Consider the following 16255-nt stretch of genomic DNA (forward strand, 5'->3'; position numbering starts at 1 on the left):
GCGCGGAAGAGCGCTTATTCCGCTGCTTCGGGATGGCCCGCGTCCGTCATGTCCGCCTCGATCTCCGCCGCCTTGGCTTCGACCAGCTTCACGATATGGTCGATCATGCCTTCGTCCTGCACGATATGATCGGTGACGCCGGACAGATAGACCATATGCTTGCCCGCGCCACCGCCGGTCAGGCCGATGTCGGTTTCCCGCGCTTCGCCAGGTCCGTTTACGACGCAGCCCAGCACCGAAAGCGAGAGCGGCGTATGGATATGCTGGAGCCTTTCCTCCAGCGCCTGCACGGTGCGGATCACGTCGAAGCCCTGCCGCGCGCAGCTTGGGCAACTGATCACCTTCACCCCGCGCGTGCGGATGCCCAGCGATTTGAGGATCTCATAGCCGACGCGCACTTCCTCTTCCGGCTCGGCCGACAGGGACACGCGGATCGTGTCGCCGATCCCCGCCCAGAGCAGGTTGCCGATGCCGATGGCGCTTTTCACCGTCCCGCCGATCAGGCCGCCCGCTTCGGTGATGCCCAGATGCAGCGGGCAATCCACCGCCTCGGCAAGCTGCATATAGGCCGCGACGGCCAGGAACACGTCGCTGGCCTTCACCGCGACCTTATAGTCGTGGAAATCCTGGTCCTGGAGCAGCTTGATATGGTCGAGCGCGCTTTCGACCAGCGCTTCGGGGCAAGGCTCCCCATATTTTTCGAGCAGGTCCTTTTCGAGGCTGCCGGCATTGACGCCGATGCGGATCGAGCAGCCATTGGCCTTGGCCGCGTCCACCACTTCCTTGACGCGGGCTTCGCTGCCGATGTTGCCCGGATTGATGCGAAGGCAGGCCGCGCCCGCGTCCGCCGCCTCCAGCGCGCGCTTATAGTGGAAATGGATGTCCGCGACGATCGGCACGCGGGCGGCGCGCACGATCTGCTTGAGCGCGGCGGTCGATTCCTCGTCCGGGCAGGACACGCGGATGATGTCGACGCCCACCTCCTCGCAGCGGCGGATCTGGTCGATCGTCGCCTTTGCGTCGAAGGTCGGCGTGTTGGTCATGGTCTGCACCGTCACCGGCGCGCCGCCGCCGACGGGCACATTGCCGACCATGATCTGCCGCGACTGCCGCCGGGCGATGTCGCGCCAGGGGCGCAGGCCGGGATTATGGTCTGACATGAAAAGGAGGCTCCGTGATGATGGAGCCTCCTATAGTGCTTTATCGCGCCGGTTAGAAGCGCCGCGTCAGAATCGCGCGGTGAAGGATGCGGCCAGCTGATCCGCATTGCCGCTGGTCTGCGACAGGGTGGTCGCGGTGATGGCGGCGGGCGTGCCCTGATAGGAGATGTCCGGGCGGATGATGTTCGCCTTTTCCACGAAGGTATGCGCGTAGCTGAGGTTCAGCGCGAAGGCCGGGGAGATGTTCCACGTCGCCCCGCCGGTCAGCCATACGCGGTCGCCGTCCGGCACGCGGGTGGTCAGATATTGCGGATTGGTCGGCGTGCGGTCGAACATGGTGCCCGCCCGCAGCGTCAGCGCCGGGCTGACGTCATATTCGCCGCCCACGCCGACGCTGTAGCTGTCCTTGTAATGCAGTTCCTTGACGTTGGTGCCGGCGGGCGAGGTGATCGCGATGCCCTTGAACACCGACCAGTTATACCAGCGCGCGGTGATCATGGCGCGCAGCCGCGGCGTCAGCTTGTGCATCATGCTGATCGTGACGATGTCGGGCAGGTCGAGCGGCGCGGTCGCGGCGACAGCGCCATTCGACCCGGCGAGCAGCCCTTGCAAGCCGCTGACGGTCTGCGTGCCTTGCAGATGATGCTTGATGCCGGAACGGTAATGGACGCCCACATGGGTGTCGCCATTGGTGTAGAACATTCCCGCATTCCAGCCGACGGTCCAGTCGTCGCCTTTCACCCGCGCTTCGCCATCCGCCAACAGCGGCGAAAGCTGCGGCAGGGCGTTGGTCAGCGTGACCTTCACATATTGCACGTCGACGCCGCCGCCGACCGAGAAATTGTCATTCAGCTTATAGGCGAGGGAGGGCTGGATATTATAGGTTTTGAGGTTGGTGTAGAGGGAGTCGTACCGCCCGAAGAACCCATCGTCATAGTCCAGTTTCAGGCCGAAAGGCGCGTTGACGCCCAGACCCAGCCAGAGGCGATCGGTGACTTGAGCGGTCGCATAGAAGCTGGGGATCGGAATCACCTTGTCGAACGGATTGCCCCCCGATGGGCCAGAGACAGGCACCGAAACGGGCAGGCCCGGAACCGTGCGGGACGATCCGCGATTGGTCTGGTGCGCCGAAGCCATCAGCGCCACGCCGCCCATCGACGTCTGGATGCCGGGCAAGTTCGTCATCGCGGCCGGATTGAAATAGACGATCGACGGATCGTCCGCCGCCGCCGCCCCGCCGGACAGGGCGCGCCCGGTTTCCTTGGGCGATTGCTCCTGCAAATAGAAACCTCCGGCAAGCGCGGGAACCGGCAGGGCGAGCGCGCCGGAAAACAATGTCAGGGCGAGGGCGCGACGGCTTCTGGACATGGCAAATCCTCCACTGGGAAAGGCTTGGCCCCATGATCTTGAACAACGGAGCCTTTAAGCCGGCGCATAGCAGCCTCATGGTTAATTTCCAGTGCCGGCGGCCAGGTTTCGCCCGGCCGCATCGCCGCCGGCGAGGCGGGACGTTACGGCATGAACGTCCGGGCATGGAAGCGCCAAGGCAAAAAAAAAGCCGCCCCGAAGGACGGCTTGTGAAGTTTTTAGGAGAGGATGCCTGAAAGGCCCGTTCCTTTTGCGGTGCAGCACATCCCTTCGCAATTGCGAAGAAAGCAGGTCTGATTGCGTTTCGTGCAACCGTAACGAACTGCTTTGCTTTCCGTAACGGAAAACCCGGCGGCAAATTTCCCTTTCCGGACGGATTTTTCGCGGCAAACCCTGCCGTGATCAAGATCGAGGGCGAATCACCCCCGATTCGGCCAGGTGCGAATCGAGCATGGCGATCAGGCGATCCAGTGCGGATGCGTCTTTCGCCTCGGCGCGGGCGACGAGGGCGTTCTGGGTGTTGGACGCCCGCAGCAGCCACCAGCCGTCGGCCGTGCGGACCCGCGCGCCATCCGTGTCGTCCACGGCCGCCCCCGCCGCGCGCAGGCGGGCGAGCACTTCATCGACCACGGCGAACTTCCGGCTTTCCTCCACCGGGAAGCGCAGTTCGGGCGTGTTCGCCATGACGGGCATGGCGTCGCGCAACTGCGCCACGCTCCGGCCCAGGCGGCTGACGGTGCGGATGAGGCGGACGGCGGCATAAAGGCCGTCGTCGAAGCCATAATAATCGTCCGCGAAGAAGACATGGCCGGTCATCTCCCCCGCCAGGAGGCTGCCCGTTTCCTTCATCCTGGACTTGATCTGACTGTGCCCGGTCTTCCACATCAGCGGGACGCCGCCCCACGCCTCCACCTGGTCGAACAGGGTCTGGCTGGCCTTCACATCGGCGATGACGGCGGCGCCGGGATGGTCCTTCAGCACATCCTGCGCGAAGATGGACAGGAGCTGATCGCCCCAGATCGCCCGCCCCTGTCCGTCCACCACGCCGATCCGGTCGCCGTCGCCGTCGAAAGCCAGTCCGAAATGGAGCCGGTTGCGAAGGACAAGCGCCTTGAGGTCCGCCAGATTCCGTTCTTCGCTGGGATCGGGATGATGATGGGGAAAATTGCCGTCTATGTCGGTGAAGAGCAGATGATGCTCACCGGGCAGGAGCTGCGTGAGCTTCTCCACCGCCGGACCGGCCGCGCCGTTGCCCGTGTCCCAGCCGATGCGGAAGGCGCCGCCGTCGAACCCCCGCATCAGCCGCGCGACATAGGCGTCGAGCAGATCGACGGTGTCCACCCGCCCGCTTCCCGCGCGCCAGTCGCCCGCCGCCGCCTGCCCGCCCAGTTGCTGAATGTCCTCGCCGAAAAAAGGGCGGTGCTGAAATACCAGCTTGAAGCCATTGTGATCGCGGGGATTATGGCTGCCGGTTATCTGGATGCCGCCCATGACCTCCCGCTCCGCTTCGGCGAAATAAAGCATTGGGGTTGGGCCGAGGCCGATGCGAAGCACGTCGACGCCGCTGTCCGCAAGGCCCCGGACCAGCGCGGTTTCGAGCATCGGGGAACTCAATCGCCCGTCGCGGCCGACCGCGACCGCTGATCCGCCGGCCCGCCCGATCAGGGTGCCGAAGGTCCGGCCCACGGCATAGGCGTCTTCCGCCCCCAGCGTTTCGCCGACGACCCCGCGCATGTCATATTCGCGCAACAGGCTGGGGTGAAAGAGATGGGTCATGGAGAGATTCTCCCCGCCCGCCCGGTCCGGGTCAAGCCTGGCCCTGACCGCTCTTGAGATGGCGGAGCAACAGGTCGCGGGCTGCGTTGATCTCCGCCGCCAGCGCTTCCGTGCCGCCGCGATCGGGATGGACCGACGCGATCAGGCGGCGGTGGGCGGCCTTGACCGCCTTCGCATCGGCTTCCGGCGGCAGGCCCAGCAAGGCTCTGGCCCGCGCAAGCCGTTCCGCGGTGGCGGGAACGGCCGGAGTCCTGCTTCGCGCCTTGCCCTTGCGGCTGCGGCCGAGGAAGAACAGCGCCGACCCCACCAGCAATGGCAGGCCCGCCACCGGTTTGCCCTTGGCCGCCATCACCGCGCCGACCAGCGCCGCGCCCAGCGCCATGCCGTCCTTCACCGTCATGCGCTGCAATCGTCCCGTCCAGATGAGCCAGCCCGCAAGAGCGATCAGCGCGATGGCCAGCCAGCCCATCAGGCCGCGCCGATCAGGTCCATCGACAAGGCGTGGGACCGTTCGGGAAGGGCAAGGCCCGACACCATTTCCCGCAATTCCTGCCGCGCGGCGATGTGGCTGACGCCCAGTTCGCCCAGATGCCCCTTGTCGAGCAGGGTGAGGCCGGAGGGGAACAGTTCGCGGAAGATCACGCGCTCCGAAAGGCCCGGAATCACACGGAATCCGACACGGCGGGACAGTTCCATGAGGGCGTCGCCCACGCGTTTCTTGTTGCGGGCGTCGTGATGCTGGACGCGGTTGCGCAGCACCACCCAGTCGATCGACACGCCGTCCGCCTTGGCGCGGGACTTGCGCGCTTCGAAGATCAGTTCGGAATAGAAGGACAGGCGGCGGACCTTGAAGGTTTCGGCGTCCACCTGCCCGATCAGGTCGAAATCGACGAAGCTGTCGTTCATCGGCGTGACCAGCGTGTTGGCCCGCGCCGCCATGTGCCGGGCGAAGGCGTCGTCGCGGCCGGGCGTGTCGACGATCAGGAAATCCTTGCCCTGCGCGACGGCGGCGGATTCCTCCTCCAGCGCCTCGATGGTGCCGCCCTTCAACACCGCATAGTCGGGCGTGGGCAGATCGATCCCGCGCCGCCGGGCGGTTTCGGCGCGATTCTCCATATAGCGCGTGACGGTGCGCTGGCGCGGGTCGAGGTCGATCATGCCGACCCTGTGGCCCAGCGCCGTCAGCGCGATGGCGGTATGGACCGCCGTGGTCGACTTGCCGGTCCCGCCCTTTTCATTGGCGAAGACGATGAGATGCGTTTGGGCGTTCGCCATCGGACCTTGATAACCCCGTTCATTGTCGCTTTGATTCTTGACCGTCGTGCGCGGCCATGCCTTAGCACGATCTGCCCCTGACCCTTGCCCTTATCGGAGCCTTTCTTCCCGTGCAAACCCTGCGTGACCTTCCCGCTCTCCGCGCCGCCCTTCTGGCGCTTCGGCGCGACGGAAAGCCCGTTGCCCTGGTGACGACCATGGGCGCGCTGCATGACGGGCATATGGCGTTGGTGGAGGAAGCGCGGCGTCATGCCGGGCATGTCGCGGTGTCGATCTTCGTCAACCCGAAGCAGTTCGGACCGAATGAGGATCTCGACGCCTATCCCCGGCGGGAAGCCAGCGACGCGCATATGTTGCAGGAAGCGGGCGTGGACATATTGTGGGCGCCCACGGTGGAGGTGATGTATCCGGCGGGCTTTTCGACCAACATCTCGCTTTCGGGCGTGACCGAAGGATTGGACGGCGCGGCGCGGCCGGGGCATTTCGACGGGGTGGCGACGGTTGTCGCCAAGCTCTTCAACCAGGTGCAGCCCGACGTCGCCCTGTTCGGCGAGAAGGATTATCAGCAGCTCGCCGTCATCCGGCAGATGGTGGCGGACCTCGACCTGCCCATCGAGATCGTCGGCCTGCCGACGCAGCGGGCGGAGGACGGCCTCGCCCTCTCCTCCCGCAACGCCTATCTGACCGGGGAAGAGCGCAAGCAGGCGCTGGCCCTCCCCCGCGCGCTGGGGGAGGCAAAGCGGCAGATGGAAAAGGGCGCAAGCGTCGAATCCGCATTGGCCAAGGCGATTGCGATGCTGGCGAGCCATGGGTTCGACCCGATCGACTATGTGACCTTGTGCGACGCGGCGACACTGGAGCCGATGACGGTGCTCGACCGCCCCGCCCGTCTGCTGGGCGCGGCGAAGATCGGCGGCACGCGCCTGATCGACAACATCGCGGTGGACCCGGCATAGGCATGCAGGATGGGGGAATATCCTGCCCGATTTGTCATCCTAGCGACCGAAGGGCGGCGTAAGCCGACGCTGGATGGCGGCAAATAGCCGAAAGCCGCAGTTATTCTTCCGCCCGGCTCCGTTCAGAACGGTTTCACGATCACCGCGATCACGATCACCGCGGCGGCGATGCCGGGAACTTCATTGAGCAGGCGAAGCCGCTTGTCCCCCATCGGCCGCTCGCCCCGCGCCAGCTTCTTCGCATAGCCCGCGATCCAGCCATGATAGCCCGACAGCCCCAGCACGAAGAGCAGCTTCAGGTGGAACCAGCCGAAATGCCAGGCGCCGATCTCCACCATCAGCATCAGGCCGAAAACCCAGACGAGGATCAGCGAGGGGTTGAGGATGATCCTGAGCAGCCGCCGTTCCCGGTCGATCCATTTGTGGTCCTCGTCCGACCCGACCGCGCATTGCTGGTGATAGACAAAGAAGCGCGGCATCATGAACAGCCCCGCCATCAGGAAGATGACGAAGATCAGATGGGCGGCCTTCACCCACAGATAGGCGGCGCCAAGATAGGCCATCAGGCAGTCTCCCTTTCGCGCACATAGCTAATCAGCGCCTCGACATGGTCAATGGGCGTGTCGGGTAAAATGCCATGGCCCAGGTTCATGATATGCGGACGGTTCGCGAAGGCGGCGCGGATAGTGTCGACCGCCTGCTCCACCGCCTCGCCCCCCGCGATCAGGGCGAGCGGATCGAGATTGCCCTGCACCGGCAGTCCTTCCGGCAAGGCGCGGTCGGCCCAATGGGGATCGACCGTCTCATCGACGCCGACCGCATCGACGCCCGTGCCCCGCGCATAATCGGCGAGCTTCGCGCCCGCGCCCTTGGGAAAGCCGATCACCGGCACGTCCGGGTGCAGCGCCTTGACCTTCTCCACGATGCGGGCATTGGGCTCTATCACCCAGCGTTCGAATTGAAGCGGGGCAAGGCTGCCGGCCCAGCTATCGAAAAGCTGCACCGCTTCCACCCCTGCCCGGATCTGGCCGTCCAGATAGACGACGGTGGCCTCCGCGATGGCGTCGATGATCGCCCCGAAACGCGCCGGATCGCCATAAGCCAGACGCCGCGCCGCGCCCTGATCCTTGCTGCCCTGCCCCGCCACCATATAGGTCGCGACGGTCCAGGGGCTGCCCGCAAAGCCAAGGAACGTCACCGCCGGGTCGAGCGCCGCCTTCACCTGCCGCACCGTCTCATAGACCGCTTCGAAACGCCCGAAATCCGGTTTCAGCGCGCCAAGGTCCGTTTCGGCCAGGATCGGCGCGAGGCGTGGTCCTTCCCCCGCCTCGAACCAGAGGTCCTGACCCATGGCATAAGGCACGATCAATATATCGGAAAAGAGGATCGCCCCGTCGAAACCGAAGCGGCGCAGCGGCTGGATCGTGACCTCGGCCGCCGCCGCGCTGTCATAGACCAGTTCCAGGAATCCGCCCTTCCTTGCCCGCAATGCGCGATATTCGGGCAGATAGCGGCCCGCCTGACGCATGAGCCACATGGGCGGCACGCTTTGACGCTCGCCTTTGAGGACCGCCAGCAAGGGCTTGGGCACGACTTGGGGACCGGACATATATTCTCTTTATATATAGAGTCTGAAAGGATGATGGAGATAGATGGGCGGTTGGCAGCGGGGTTTATGCGCTATGCCCGGATTTGCCAACAGCTTGACTCCATGGGGACATGCATTCCCATCCGAGTCAGCGATCTTATCCCCGCTATCCACAGGCTGTGGATGAAAAACCGGATATGTTGACGGGCTGTGCATAACTATCGGGCCAATGGGGACGGATAAGGCGCGGCATTTTCATCCCCATGCTATCCCTTGCTTTATCCACAGGACATCCACAGAGATATCCCATGACGCGCATCCATCTGCATCTTTTGTCGGATTCCACCGGGGAAACGCTGGAAAACATCGCCAAAGCGGCCATCGGCCTGTTCGAGAATGTGGAGGCGATCCGCCATTTCTGGCCCATGGTGCGCTCGGAGGTCCATCTCGACCGGATCATGGAAGATATTTCGGCCAATCCGGGCCTGGTCCTCTTCACGCTCAACAACCATCAGCTCAGGCGCAGGCTGGAAACGCGCTGCCGGGCGCTGGGCCTGCCTCATGTCGCGGCGCTCGACACCGTGACGGACGCGCTCTCCAACATATTGGGGCAGGAAACGCGCAACCGGCCGGGGCGCAAACATATCCTCGACGAAGCCTATTTCGCCCGGATCGAGGCGATCCAGTTCACCATCGCCCATGATGACGGGGTGGGGCATGAAAATTGGGAGGAGGCCGATATCGTGCTTGCCGGCGTGTCGCGCGCGTCGAAGACGCCGACCTCCATCTATCTCGCCAATCGCGGCTACAAGACCGCCAATATCCCGCTGGTCCCGCAATCCCCGCCGCCGCGCAGCCTTTATTCGCTGCGGCATCCGATGGTCGTGGGATTGACCGTCAGCCCGGAACGGCTGGTGCAGATCCGCCGCAACCGCCTGCTTTCCTTGAATCAGGCCCCGGAAACCGCCTATGTCGATCTGGAAAAGGTGCAGGAGGAACTGTCCTTCGCCCGCCGAATGTTCGCCGACAATGGCTGGCCGGTGATCGACATGAGCCGCCGCTCCATCGAGGAAGCCGCCGCCGCCATCATCAACCTGTTCAACGACCGCCTGCTGGCCGAAGGGGAGCATGAGGCATGATCGTCCTGGCCTCGCAAAGCACAAGTCGAAGGGCGCTCCTCACCGCCGCGCAGGTGCCGTTCGATGCGCTGTCTCCCGGCGTGGACGAGGATGCGGCGAAGGAAGCGCTGCGCGCCGACGGCCTCGACGCGCGGGCGCTGGCCGATGCGTTGGCGGAACTGAAGGCGCTGCGCGTGTCGCGGCGGGTGCCGGGCGCGCTTGTGCTGGGCTGCGACCAGACGCTCAGCCTCGATGATGGCGCGATGATCGACAAGGCGGTGGACCGCGCCGATGCCGAGCGGATATTGAAGCTGCTGTCGGGCCGGGTGCATCATCTCCACAGCGCGGCGGTGATCGTACTGAACGGCGAGCCGATCTGGCGGCATATCGAGCGGGTGCGGATGACGGTGCGGCCTTTATCCGAGCCTTTCATCCAGTCCTATCTCGATGCCGATTGGGAGGAATGTCGCTGGTGCGTCGGCTGCTACCGGATCGAAGGACCCGGCGCGCAGCTTTTCGCGAAGGTGGAAGGGAGCCAGTTCGCGATTCAGGGCCTGCCCCTGCTTCCCCTGCTTGACTTTCTGCGCGTGCGGGGCGTTCTGGCGGCATGACCGACAAGCTCCCCTATGCCGAGGTGATCGGCGATCCGATCGCGCACAGCAAATCCCCGCTCATCCATAATTTCTGGCTGCAATCGTTGGGGATCGAGGCGGAATATCGCAAGACCCATGTGAAGCCCGACGGCCTCGCCGCCTATTTCCTGGAGCGGCGAGCCGACCCGGACTGGCTGGGTTGCAACGTCACCATCCCGCACAAGATCGCGGTGATGGACTATACCGACGATCCGGGCGGCGTGCGGGAGCGGATCGGGGCGATGAACACCATCGCCTGCGAAACCGGCGGGCCGCTGGTCGGCACCAATACCGATGCGGGCGGATTCCTCCAGCCCTTGCTGCGCGACAAGTGGAAGGGGCAGAGCGCCGTCCTCGTCGGCGCGGGCGGCGCGGTGCGGGCGATCCTGTTCGCGCTGGCGAGCCTGGGCGTGCAGGAGATCACCGTCATGGCGCGCGATCCGGCCAAGGGGCAGGCGCTGCTCGACCGGGGAGGGATCAAGGGCCGGGTGATCGGCATGGACAGCCCTGTCCCCCCCGCTGATCTGCTGGTGAACGGCAGTCCGCTCGGCATGGTGGGCCAGCCGCCGCTGGACCTCGACCTTGCGCCCCTGCCGGACAGCGCGACCGTCTACGATATCGTGTACGCCCCGCTGGAAACGGACCTGCTGAAAGCCGCGCGGGCGCGGGGCCTCAAGACGTTGGACGGTCTTGAAATGCTGATCGGGCAGGCGGCGCTGGCCTTCGACATCTTCTTCGACGCGCAGGCCCCGCGAGAGAGGGACGAGGAACTGCGCGCGCTGCTGCTCGCGGCGGATTGATGGGCGATTCATGAAGGTCTACGGCCTCACCGGCTCCATAGGCATGGGCAAGTCCGCCGTCGCCGCCATGCTGCGGCGCGAGGGCGTGCCGGTCTTCGACGCCGACGCGGAAGTACACCGCCTGCAGGGACCGGGCGGCAAGCTCCTCCCCGCGATCGAGGCGCGCTTTCCCGGCGCTACCGGCCCCATGGGCGTGGACCGGGCGAAGCTGGGCGCGGCCGTCTTCGGCCATCCGCAAGCGTTGAAGGCGCTTGAAGCCATCGTCCATCCGGCGGTGCAGGAAGAGAGGATTCGCTTCCTGCGCGAAAACCGCTCCCGCGCCTTCGTCGTGCTCGACATCCCGCTGCTGTTCGAAAAACATGGGGACCGCAGGCTTCACGGCGTGATCGTCGTCACCGCCCCGGCCTGGAAACAGCGCAAGCGCGTGCTCGCCCGGCCCGGCATGACGGTGGCGAAATTCCGCAAGATCCTCCATTTGCAGACGCCCGATGCCGAAAAAAGGCGGCGGGCGGACCATATCATCCACACCGGCACCACGTTCGCCGACACGCGGGCACAGGTCAGGCGTCTGGTCGCTTGCCTTGGCGCGAAGACTGGCCGATAGTGGGACAGCCAGATTCGGTTAAGAGGGCGATGCGCGAGATCATTTTCGATACCGAAACGACAGGATTCGACCCCGCATCAGGCGATCGGCTGGTCGAGATCGGATGTATAGAACTTCTGAACCGGGTGCCTACCGGGCGCACCTTCCACGCTTATTACAATCCGCAGCGGTCCATGCCCGCCGCCGCCGAGGCGGTGCACGGCCTTTCGGACATCTTCCTGTCGGACAAGCCGCTCTTCGCCCATGGGGTCGAGGATCTGATCGCCTTCCTGGAGGACAGCCAACTGGTCGCGCACAATGCGCGCTTCGACTTCGGCTTCCTCAATCACGAGCTGCGCCTGTGCGGGCGGAGCGAAGTGTCGATGGACCGCATGATCGACACCGTCGCCATCGCCCGCCAGATGCATCCCGGCGCGAAGCACAGCCTGGACGCGCTCTGCACCCGCTATGGCATCGACCGCAGCCATCGCGTCAAGCATGGCGCGCTGCTGGATGCCGAACTGCTGGCCCAGCTTTATATCGAACTGACCGGCGGCCGTCAGATCGGCCTTGGTCTTGCACAGGAGGAAGCGAAAGACACGATTCGGGCGGAACTGGCGGAAAACGCCGCCGTTCGCCCCATACGTCCCGCGCGCGTCTTTCAGGCGAGCGCGGAGGAGCTGGAACGGCATGCAGCGTTCATCGCGACGCTGGACAAGCCGATCTGGCTCGATGAGGCGGAGGCGGCCTGACCGGGCCGGTTCCTTCGTCTCACGCCGACCGGGCCGCGCGTCCCGCGACCCGGCAAGAATAAAGGAGAAGGCATATGGACATTCGGGTTTCCGGGCATCAGGTCGACACGGGCGAGGCGCTCAAGCAGCATGTCGCAACCCGGCTGGAGGCGATGGCCGAGAAATATTTCTCCCGCACCCTGTCGGCGCAGGTGACGTTCCGTCCCGCCCCCCACGGCGCCTTCCACTGCGACATCGTCTGCCATGTCATGACCGGCCTGATCCTGAAGGGCGCGGGCGAAGCGCAGGAAGCGCATCCCGCCTTCGACCAGGCGGCGGAGCGGATCGAAAAGCAATTGCGCCGCTATCTGCGCCGGTTGAAGGACCGCCACGCCCAGGCCGTCGCCGCCGAAGCGGAGCGCGTCAACGGCGTCGATGGGTTGGACGGCGCGGGCTACACCATCTTCGCGGCTGCGGAGGATGAGGAGGATCCGGCCGAAGCGCCCCTGATCGTGGCCGAAACGCGGGTCGACATTCCCGAAGCCAGCGTGTCGGACGCGGTGATGATGCTGGACCTGCGCAACACCAATGCGTTGCTGTTCGTCAATGCCGGAACGGCGGCCTATAACATGGTCTACCGCCGGCAGGACGGCACGATCGGCTGGGTCGAACCGCGCGGCTGACCTTCTAACGATCCGGCCCCGCGCAGGGCGCATGTTGACCTTGACCTCCATGCGTCCTATGGGGCCGGACTTTACAGGATCCGGTTCGTGCATATTTCCCGACATGGTTGAGGCGCGGCCCGGTGGTTCCGGATTGGACATGGTTCATTTCAACGACATCCTTTCGCCCAAGGCGCTCGCAACGGGTCTGACGGCGAACGGCAAGAAACAGTTGTTCCAGAAGATAGCCGCGCTGGCGGCGGATGCTTATGGTCTGGACGCGGAGCATGTGGCCGAGGCCCTGTTCGAGCGGGAGAAGCTTGGCTCCACCGGCTTTGGCGGCGGCGTCGCCATTCCCCATGCGAAGATCGCCGAATTGCAGAAGATGTGCGGCGTGGTCGTTCTGCTCGATCCGCCCGTGCCGTTCGAGGCGGTGGACGATTCGCCCGTCGACATCGCCTTCGCCCTCCTTTCGCCGGTGGACAGCGGTGCGGAGCATCTCAAGACCCTGGCGCGCGTGTCCCGTTACCTGCGTGACGAGAATCAGGTGACCCGGCTGCGCGGGGCGGGATCGGCGGAGGCGCTCCATGCTCTGCTGGCTGGCGGCGAGGCGCGTGACGCGGCTTGAGCCGATGACTGGCGCCAGCGGGGAAACCGCGCATTTCCGCGCGCTGGAGTCTCTCTACCGCTCAGCGCCGATCAACCGGATGTTCCGGTCGGATCTCCAGATTCCGGAGGCGGGCCGGTCGATCATCGAATTCGACGTGGATGAAGGGCAGTTCCATGCGGCGGGCGCCGTCCATGGCACCGTCTATTTCAAGATGCTGGACGATGCGGCCTTCTATGCCGCCAACAGCCTTGTCAGCGACCGTTTCCTGCTGACCACCGCCTTCAACCTGCTCTTTACCCGCCCCGTGCATCCCGGCCGCATCCGGGCCGAGGGCCGCTGGATCAGCGGCAAGCGCCGGGTCTATGTCGCCGAAGCCAGCCTCATCGATTCAGAAGGCGAGGAAGTGGGGCGGGGCACGGGCACCTTCATGCGTTCGCAATATCCGCTATCCTCGCTGCCCGGCTATGTCGGCTGACCGGCTGGCCAGCGCGTTGCTGGTCGGCGTGCTGGTGCGGCGGGCCGCGGCGGCGGGCGGCTTCGCCACGGTGCTGGTGAAAGGCGACAAGACCAGCGGCGTCATCCTCATCCAGGCCTTGGAAAGGGGGCGGGAAAATGGCCTGTTCGAACGCGTGCCGGACTATGCGGGCGGCTATCGCCTCGTCCCGTGCGGACCCGCGTCCGACAAGGGGCCTGACGCGCTTGCTCAATATATAGAGCGCCGCCGCCGCTCGGACCCCGATCTGTGGATAATCGAACTTGATATCGCGGATGCGGAACGATTCGCCGCTGAAACGATCTGTTCCTGATTGACTCCCCTCCGGCGCGCGGGCACAGGCCCCCGACGCTTGTTGAACGCGCAGGTTGCCATGGCCGTCCAGGGGGGACGAACAGGGTAAACACGCAGACGGGGGGCGGCCGGACGTCTTGGAATATCGGGTTTAAACGGACGTTTTCAGGCCAATAACCGCACGTTTTTGAGATGTGATGAGTTTTCGTCTGAAGGCCGCGATCATTGCGGCATTTGCGCTGTCCACCGCCGCCGCGGTCACGGCGTCCGATATGTCCTCCGCCAGTGAGGCGATCTCGTCCACCGGGACTCTTCCCACGGACTCCGCGCTGAATACAGCGCCTTCGGCTGGCCAGAAGCCCGCCATCATCTTTGCCGCGCCGCGCGAAGTCGCGCAGCCGCTGGCTACCGATAAAACCCCTTATTCCGCCGATGGTTCCGTGCAGGCCGACAGCCTGGCCGCTCTGGTCGACGCGCATGGCGCGCCCGAATCCGTCGAAGGCGACATGAAGTGCCTGGCCGGCGCCGTCTATTTCGAATCCAAGGGCGAAAGCCTGGAAGGCCAGCTGGCCGTCGCGCGCGTCATCATCAACCGCGCCAAATCCGGCCGCTTCGCCGACAGCCTGTGCGGCGTCGTCTATCAGCCCAGCCAGTTCAGCTTCGTGCGCGGCGGGTCCATGCCCGCGATCCCGCAGGCCAGCAAGAGCTGGCGCGAAGCCGTGGCGATCGCGCAGATCGCAATGGCCGATAGCTGGGACAGCAAGGCCGAAGGCGCGCTGTTCTTCCACGCCCGCCGCGTTTCGCCGGGCTGGGGCAAGGCCAAGCTGGCGTCGATCGACAATCACATCTTCTATCGCTGATTCCGGTCGGCAGAAAAGGCGGAGGCCGATTCGGGACGAAGCGTTCCGGATCGGCTCTTTTTATTTAAGGGCTGTAGAGACAGCTTTCGGCCGGGAGCGGAAATGTCCCCCCATCCGTCATCCCGGCTTTCGCTGGCATGACGGAAGAGAGAGACTCTGCAATGTCCGCCGCCGCCCAAACCATCTTTCCTATGTTCATGACTTGTTCTAAAGACCGGCCATGGACGACATCGCCGCCAACGATAGCTGCTCTCCCCTGACCGACGGCACGGCGCTGGCCGTGGCGCGCGGCACGCTGCGCCTGTTCTTCCGGCACGACATGAGCGGCATATTGGAAGTGCCGCTGCCCAACGGCCGCCGCGCCGACATCATGGCGCTGGATGGCGCGGGGCGCGTCACCATCGTTGAGATCAAGTGCAGCCGGGCCGACCTGCTGGGCGACCTGAAATGGCCGGATTATTTCGACTATTGCGACCGTTTCTATTGGGCCGTGCCGTCGGGCTTCGACCTGTCGCTCTTCGACAGCGAGGCGCTGTGGCCGTCGCGCACCGGCCTCATCGTCGCCGATCAATATGATGCCGAACTGATCCGCCCCGCCCCTATAGAGGCGCTGGCGGCGGCGCGGCGCAAGGCGGAGACGTTGCGCTTCGCCCGGCGCGCGGCGCGGCGGCTGACCGCGCTTGCCGACCCCGACCATGCGGCGGAGATCGGCTGGTAAGGGTCAGCGGAACACAGGCCCCTGTACCGGCCCGCTGGGCGCAGCGCTCTTGGGCTTGGCGCTGTCAAGCGCCTCGACAAGGCCCGGCGTGCGGCCGTCGCGCTTCGCATAGTCCCGCGCCGACATGCCCGCCAGCGTATCGCGCCGGTCGGGATTGGCGCCTTGCGCCACCAGCAGGCGGACCAGCGCCACATCGCGCAACTGCACCGCGCGGATCAGGGGCGTTTCGCCGCTGCTGTTGGTCTTGTCGACCTGCGCCCCGAACGTCAGCAGGGTCCGCACGCCTTCCTCGAACCGCGCCTGCACGGCGTCCATCAGGGGGGTATTGCCCTGATTGTCGGTCAGATTGGGATTGGCGTCCTTCGCCAGCAGGAAAGTCAGCCATCCATTGTCGCGCCGGGCGACGACCAGATGCAGCGCGGTTTCCCCGGTGGTCACGTCGCGGCTGTTGACGATGGTCGATCCGGGCTTTTGCATCAGGTCCATCGCCTTCTGCCCGTCCACATCCTTGACCGCTTTCAGGAAGTTGTAGGCGTCCGAAAACTGGGCCTGCGCCGCCGCCGGGGACAGCATCGCCAAGGCCAGCGCCGCGCCGCGCACACTCCAAAACCGTCTCTTCATGCTGTCACGC

The 16255-nt window shown here is 65.1% G+C and carries 20 protein-coding genes; 12 read left to right on the top strand and 8 right to left on the bottom strand.

Annotated elements, in window-relative coordinates:
* Nucleotides 1-14 precede the first annotated feature (14 nt).
* The 5 genes from ispG to IQ35_RS14775 all read right to left on the bottom strand — a co-directional run bounded on the left by ispG (nucleotide 15) and on the right by IQ35_RS14775 (nucleotide 5579).
* Nucleotides 15-1160, bottom strand: a complete 1146-nt coding sequence (ispG, locus tag IQ35_RS14755; protein WP_145074442.1) for a flavodoxin-dependent (E)-4-hydroxy-3-methylbut-2-enyl-diphosphate synthase — start codon at nucleotides 1158-1160, stop codon at nucleotides 15-17.
* A 66-nt stretch (nucleotides 1161-1226) separates the two neighbouring features.
* The gene (locus IQ35_RS14760) at nucleotides 1227-2528 is read right to left on the bottom strand and encodes an OmpP1/FadL family transporter (RefSeq protein ID WP_021245491.1); all 1302 of its coding nucleotides are present in this window, start codon (nucleotides 2526-2528) and stop codon (nucleotides 1227-1229) included.
* A 402-nt stretch (nucleotides 2529-2930) separates the two neighbouring features.
* Entirely contained in the window at nucleotides 2931-4304 is a 1374-nt protein-coding gene (pgmG, locus tag IQ35_RS14765; RefSeq protein ID WP_145074444.1) for a phosphoglucomutase/phosphomannomutase PgmG, read from the bottom strand.
* Nucleotides 4305-4335: 31 nt separating this feature from the next.
* Nucleotides 4336-4773: a J domain-containing protein gene (locus IQ35_RS14770; RefSeq protein WP_021245493.1), complete on the bottom strand. Its 438-nt coding sequence runs from the start codon at nucleotides 4771-4773 to the stop codon at nucleotides 4336-4338.
* Nucleotides 4773-5579: a division plane positioning ATPase MipZ gene (locus IQ35_RS14775; protein ID WP_145074447.1), complete on the bottom strand. Its 807-nt coding sequence runs from the start codon at nucleotides 5577-5579 to the stop codon at nucleotides 4773-4775. The genes IQ35_RS14770 and IQ35_RS14775 overlap by 1 nt, the downstream gene beginning before the upstream one ends.
* 110 nt (nucleotides 5580-5689) lie before the next feature.
* Here IQ35_RS14775 and panC point away from each other — a divergent pair, with 110 nt between their 5' ends.
* Nucleotides 5690-6535, top strand: a complete 846-nt coding sequence (panC, locus tag IQ35_RS14780) for a pantoate--beta-alanine ligase (protein WP_021245495.1) — start codon at nucleotides 5690-5692, stop codon at nucleotides 6533-6535.
* Nucleotides 6536-6657: 122 nt separating this feature from the next.
* On the opposite strand, the gene IQ35_RS14785 is transcribed toward panC, so the two are convergent.
* Nucleotides 6658-7098, bottom strand: coding sequence for a CopD family protein (locus IQ35_RS14785; protein ID WP_021245496.1), 441 nt, complete (start codon nucleotides 7096-7098; stop codon nucleotides 6658-6660).
* Complete coding sequence (gene hemE, locus IQ35_RS14790) at nucleotides 7098-8144, bottom strand: uroporphyrinogen decarboxylase (protein WP_145074450.1); 1047 nt, start codon at nucleotides 8142-8144, stop codon at nucleotides 7098-7100. Before hemE ends, IQ35_RS14785 begins: the two co-directional genes overlap by 1 nt.
* A gap of 287 nt (nucleotides 8145-8431) precedes the next feature.
* Between hemE and IQ35_RS14795 the strand changes: the two genes are divergently transcribed.
* From IQ35_RS14795 to IQ35_RS14845, 11 genes are all read left to right on the top strand, one after another.
* Complete coding sequence (locus tag IQ35_RS14795; protein WP_021245499.1) at nucleotides 8432-9262, top strand: pyruvate, water dikinase regulatory protein; 831 nt, start codon at nucleotides 8432-8434, stop codon at nucleotides 9260-9262.
* On the top strand, nucleotides 9259-9852 hold the full coding sequence (locus tag IQ35_RS14800; protein WP_021245500.1) for a Maf family protein: 594 nt from the start codon (nucleotides 9259-9261) through the stop codon (nucleotides 9850-9852). Before IQ35_RS14795 ends, IQ35_RS14800 begins: the two co-directional genes overlap by 4 nt.
* Nucleotides 9849-10673, top strand: coding sequence for a shikimate dehydrogenase (gene aroE, locus IQ35_RS14805; RefSeq protein WP_021245501.1), 825 nt, complete (start codon nucleotides 9849-9851; stop codon nucleotides 10671-10673). Before IQ35_RS14800 ends, aroE begins: the two co-directional genes overlap by 4 nt.
* 10 nt (nucleotides 10674-10683) lie before the next feature.
* A complete protein-coding gene (gene coaE / locus IQ35_RS14810) occupies nucleotides 10684-11277 on the top strand; it encodes a dephospho-CoA kinase (RefSeq protein WP_021245502.1) in 594 nt (197 codons plus the stop codon).
* A gap of 29 nt (nucleotides 11278-11306) precedes the next feature.
* Nucleotides 11307-12008, top strand: a complete 702-nt coding sequence (gene dnaQ / locus IQ35_RS14815; protein WP_021245503.1) for a DNA polymerase III subunit epsilon — start codon at nucleotides 11307-11309, stop codon at nucleotides 12006-12008.
* A gap of 74 nt (nucleotides 12009-12082) precedes the next feature.
* Complete coding sequence (hpf, locus tag IQ35_RS14820) at nucleotides 12083-12670, top strand: ribosome hibernation-promoting factor, HPF/YfiA family (protein WP_021245504.1); 588 nt, start codon at nucleotides 12083-12085, stop codon at nucleotides 12668-12670.
* 139 nt (nucleotides 12671-12809) lie between these two features.
* Nucleotides 12810-13277, top strand: a complete 468-nt coding sequence (locus IQ35_RS14825) for a PTS sugar transporter subunit IIA (RefSeq protein WP_031291423.1) — start codon at nucleotides 12810-12812, stop codon at nucleotides 13275-13277.
* Entirely contained in the window at nucleotides 13237-13734 is a 498-nt protein-coding gene (locus IQ35_RS14830; RefSeq protein WP_021245506.1) for a PaaI family thioesterase, read from the top strand. Before IQ35_RS14825 ends, IQ35_RS14830 begins: the two co-directional genes overlap by 41 nt.
* Nucleotides 13724-14065 (top strand): DUF1491 family protein, encoded by a 342-nt coding sequence (locus tag IQ35_RS14835; RefSeq protein WP_021245507.1) that lies wholly within the window; start codon nucleotides 13724-13726, stop codon nucleotides 14063-14065. Before IQ35_RS14830 ends, IQ35_RS14835 begins: the two co-directional genes overlap by 11 nt.
* Nucleotides 14066-14243: 178 nt before the next feature.
* Nucleotides 14244-14906, top strand: a complete 663-nt coding sequence (locus IQ35_RS14840; RefSeq protein WP_021245508.1) for a cell wall hydrolase — start codon at nucleotides 14244-14246, stop codon at nucleotides 14904-14906.
* A 220-nt stretch (nucleotides 14907-15126) separates the two neighbouring features.
* A complete protein-coding gene (locus tag IQ35_RS14845) occupies nucleotides 15127-15624 on the top strand; it encodes an MmcB family DNA repair protein (protein WP_021245509.1) in 498 nt (165 codons plus the stop codon).
* Between the two features lie 3 nt (nucleotides 15625-15627).
* Here the strand turns inward: IQ35_RS14845 and IQ35_RS14850 are convergent, their stop codons facing one another.
* A complete protein-coding gene (locus tag IQ35_RS14850; protein WP_145074453.1) occupies nucleotides 15628-16245 on the bottom strand; it encodes an ankyrin repeat domain-containing protein in 618 nt (205 codons plus the stop codon).
* Between the last annotated feature and the right edge of the window lie 10 nt (nucleotides 16246-16255).

The sequence above is a fragment of the Sphingobium wenxiniae genome (assembly GCF_007830065.1).
GTDB classification, from domain to species: domain Bacteria; phylum Pseudomonadota; class Alphaproteobacteria; order Sphingomonadales; family Sphingomonadaceae; genus Sphingobium; species Sphingobium wenxiniae.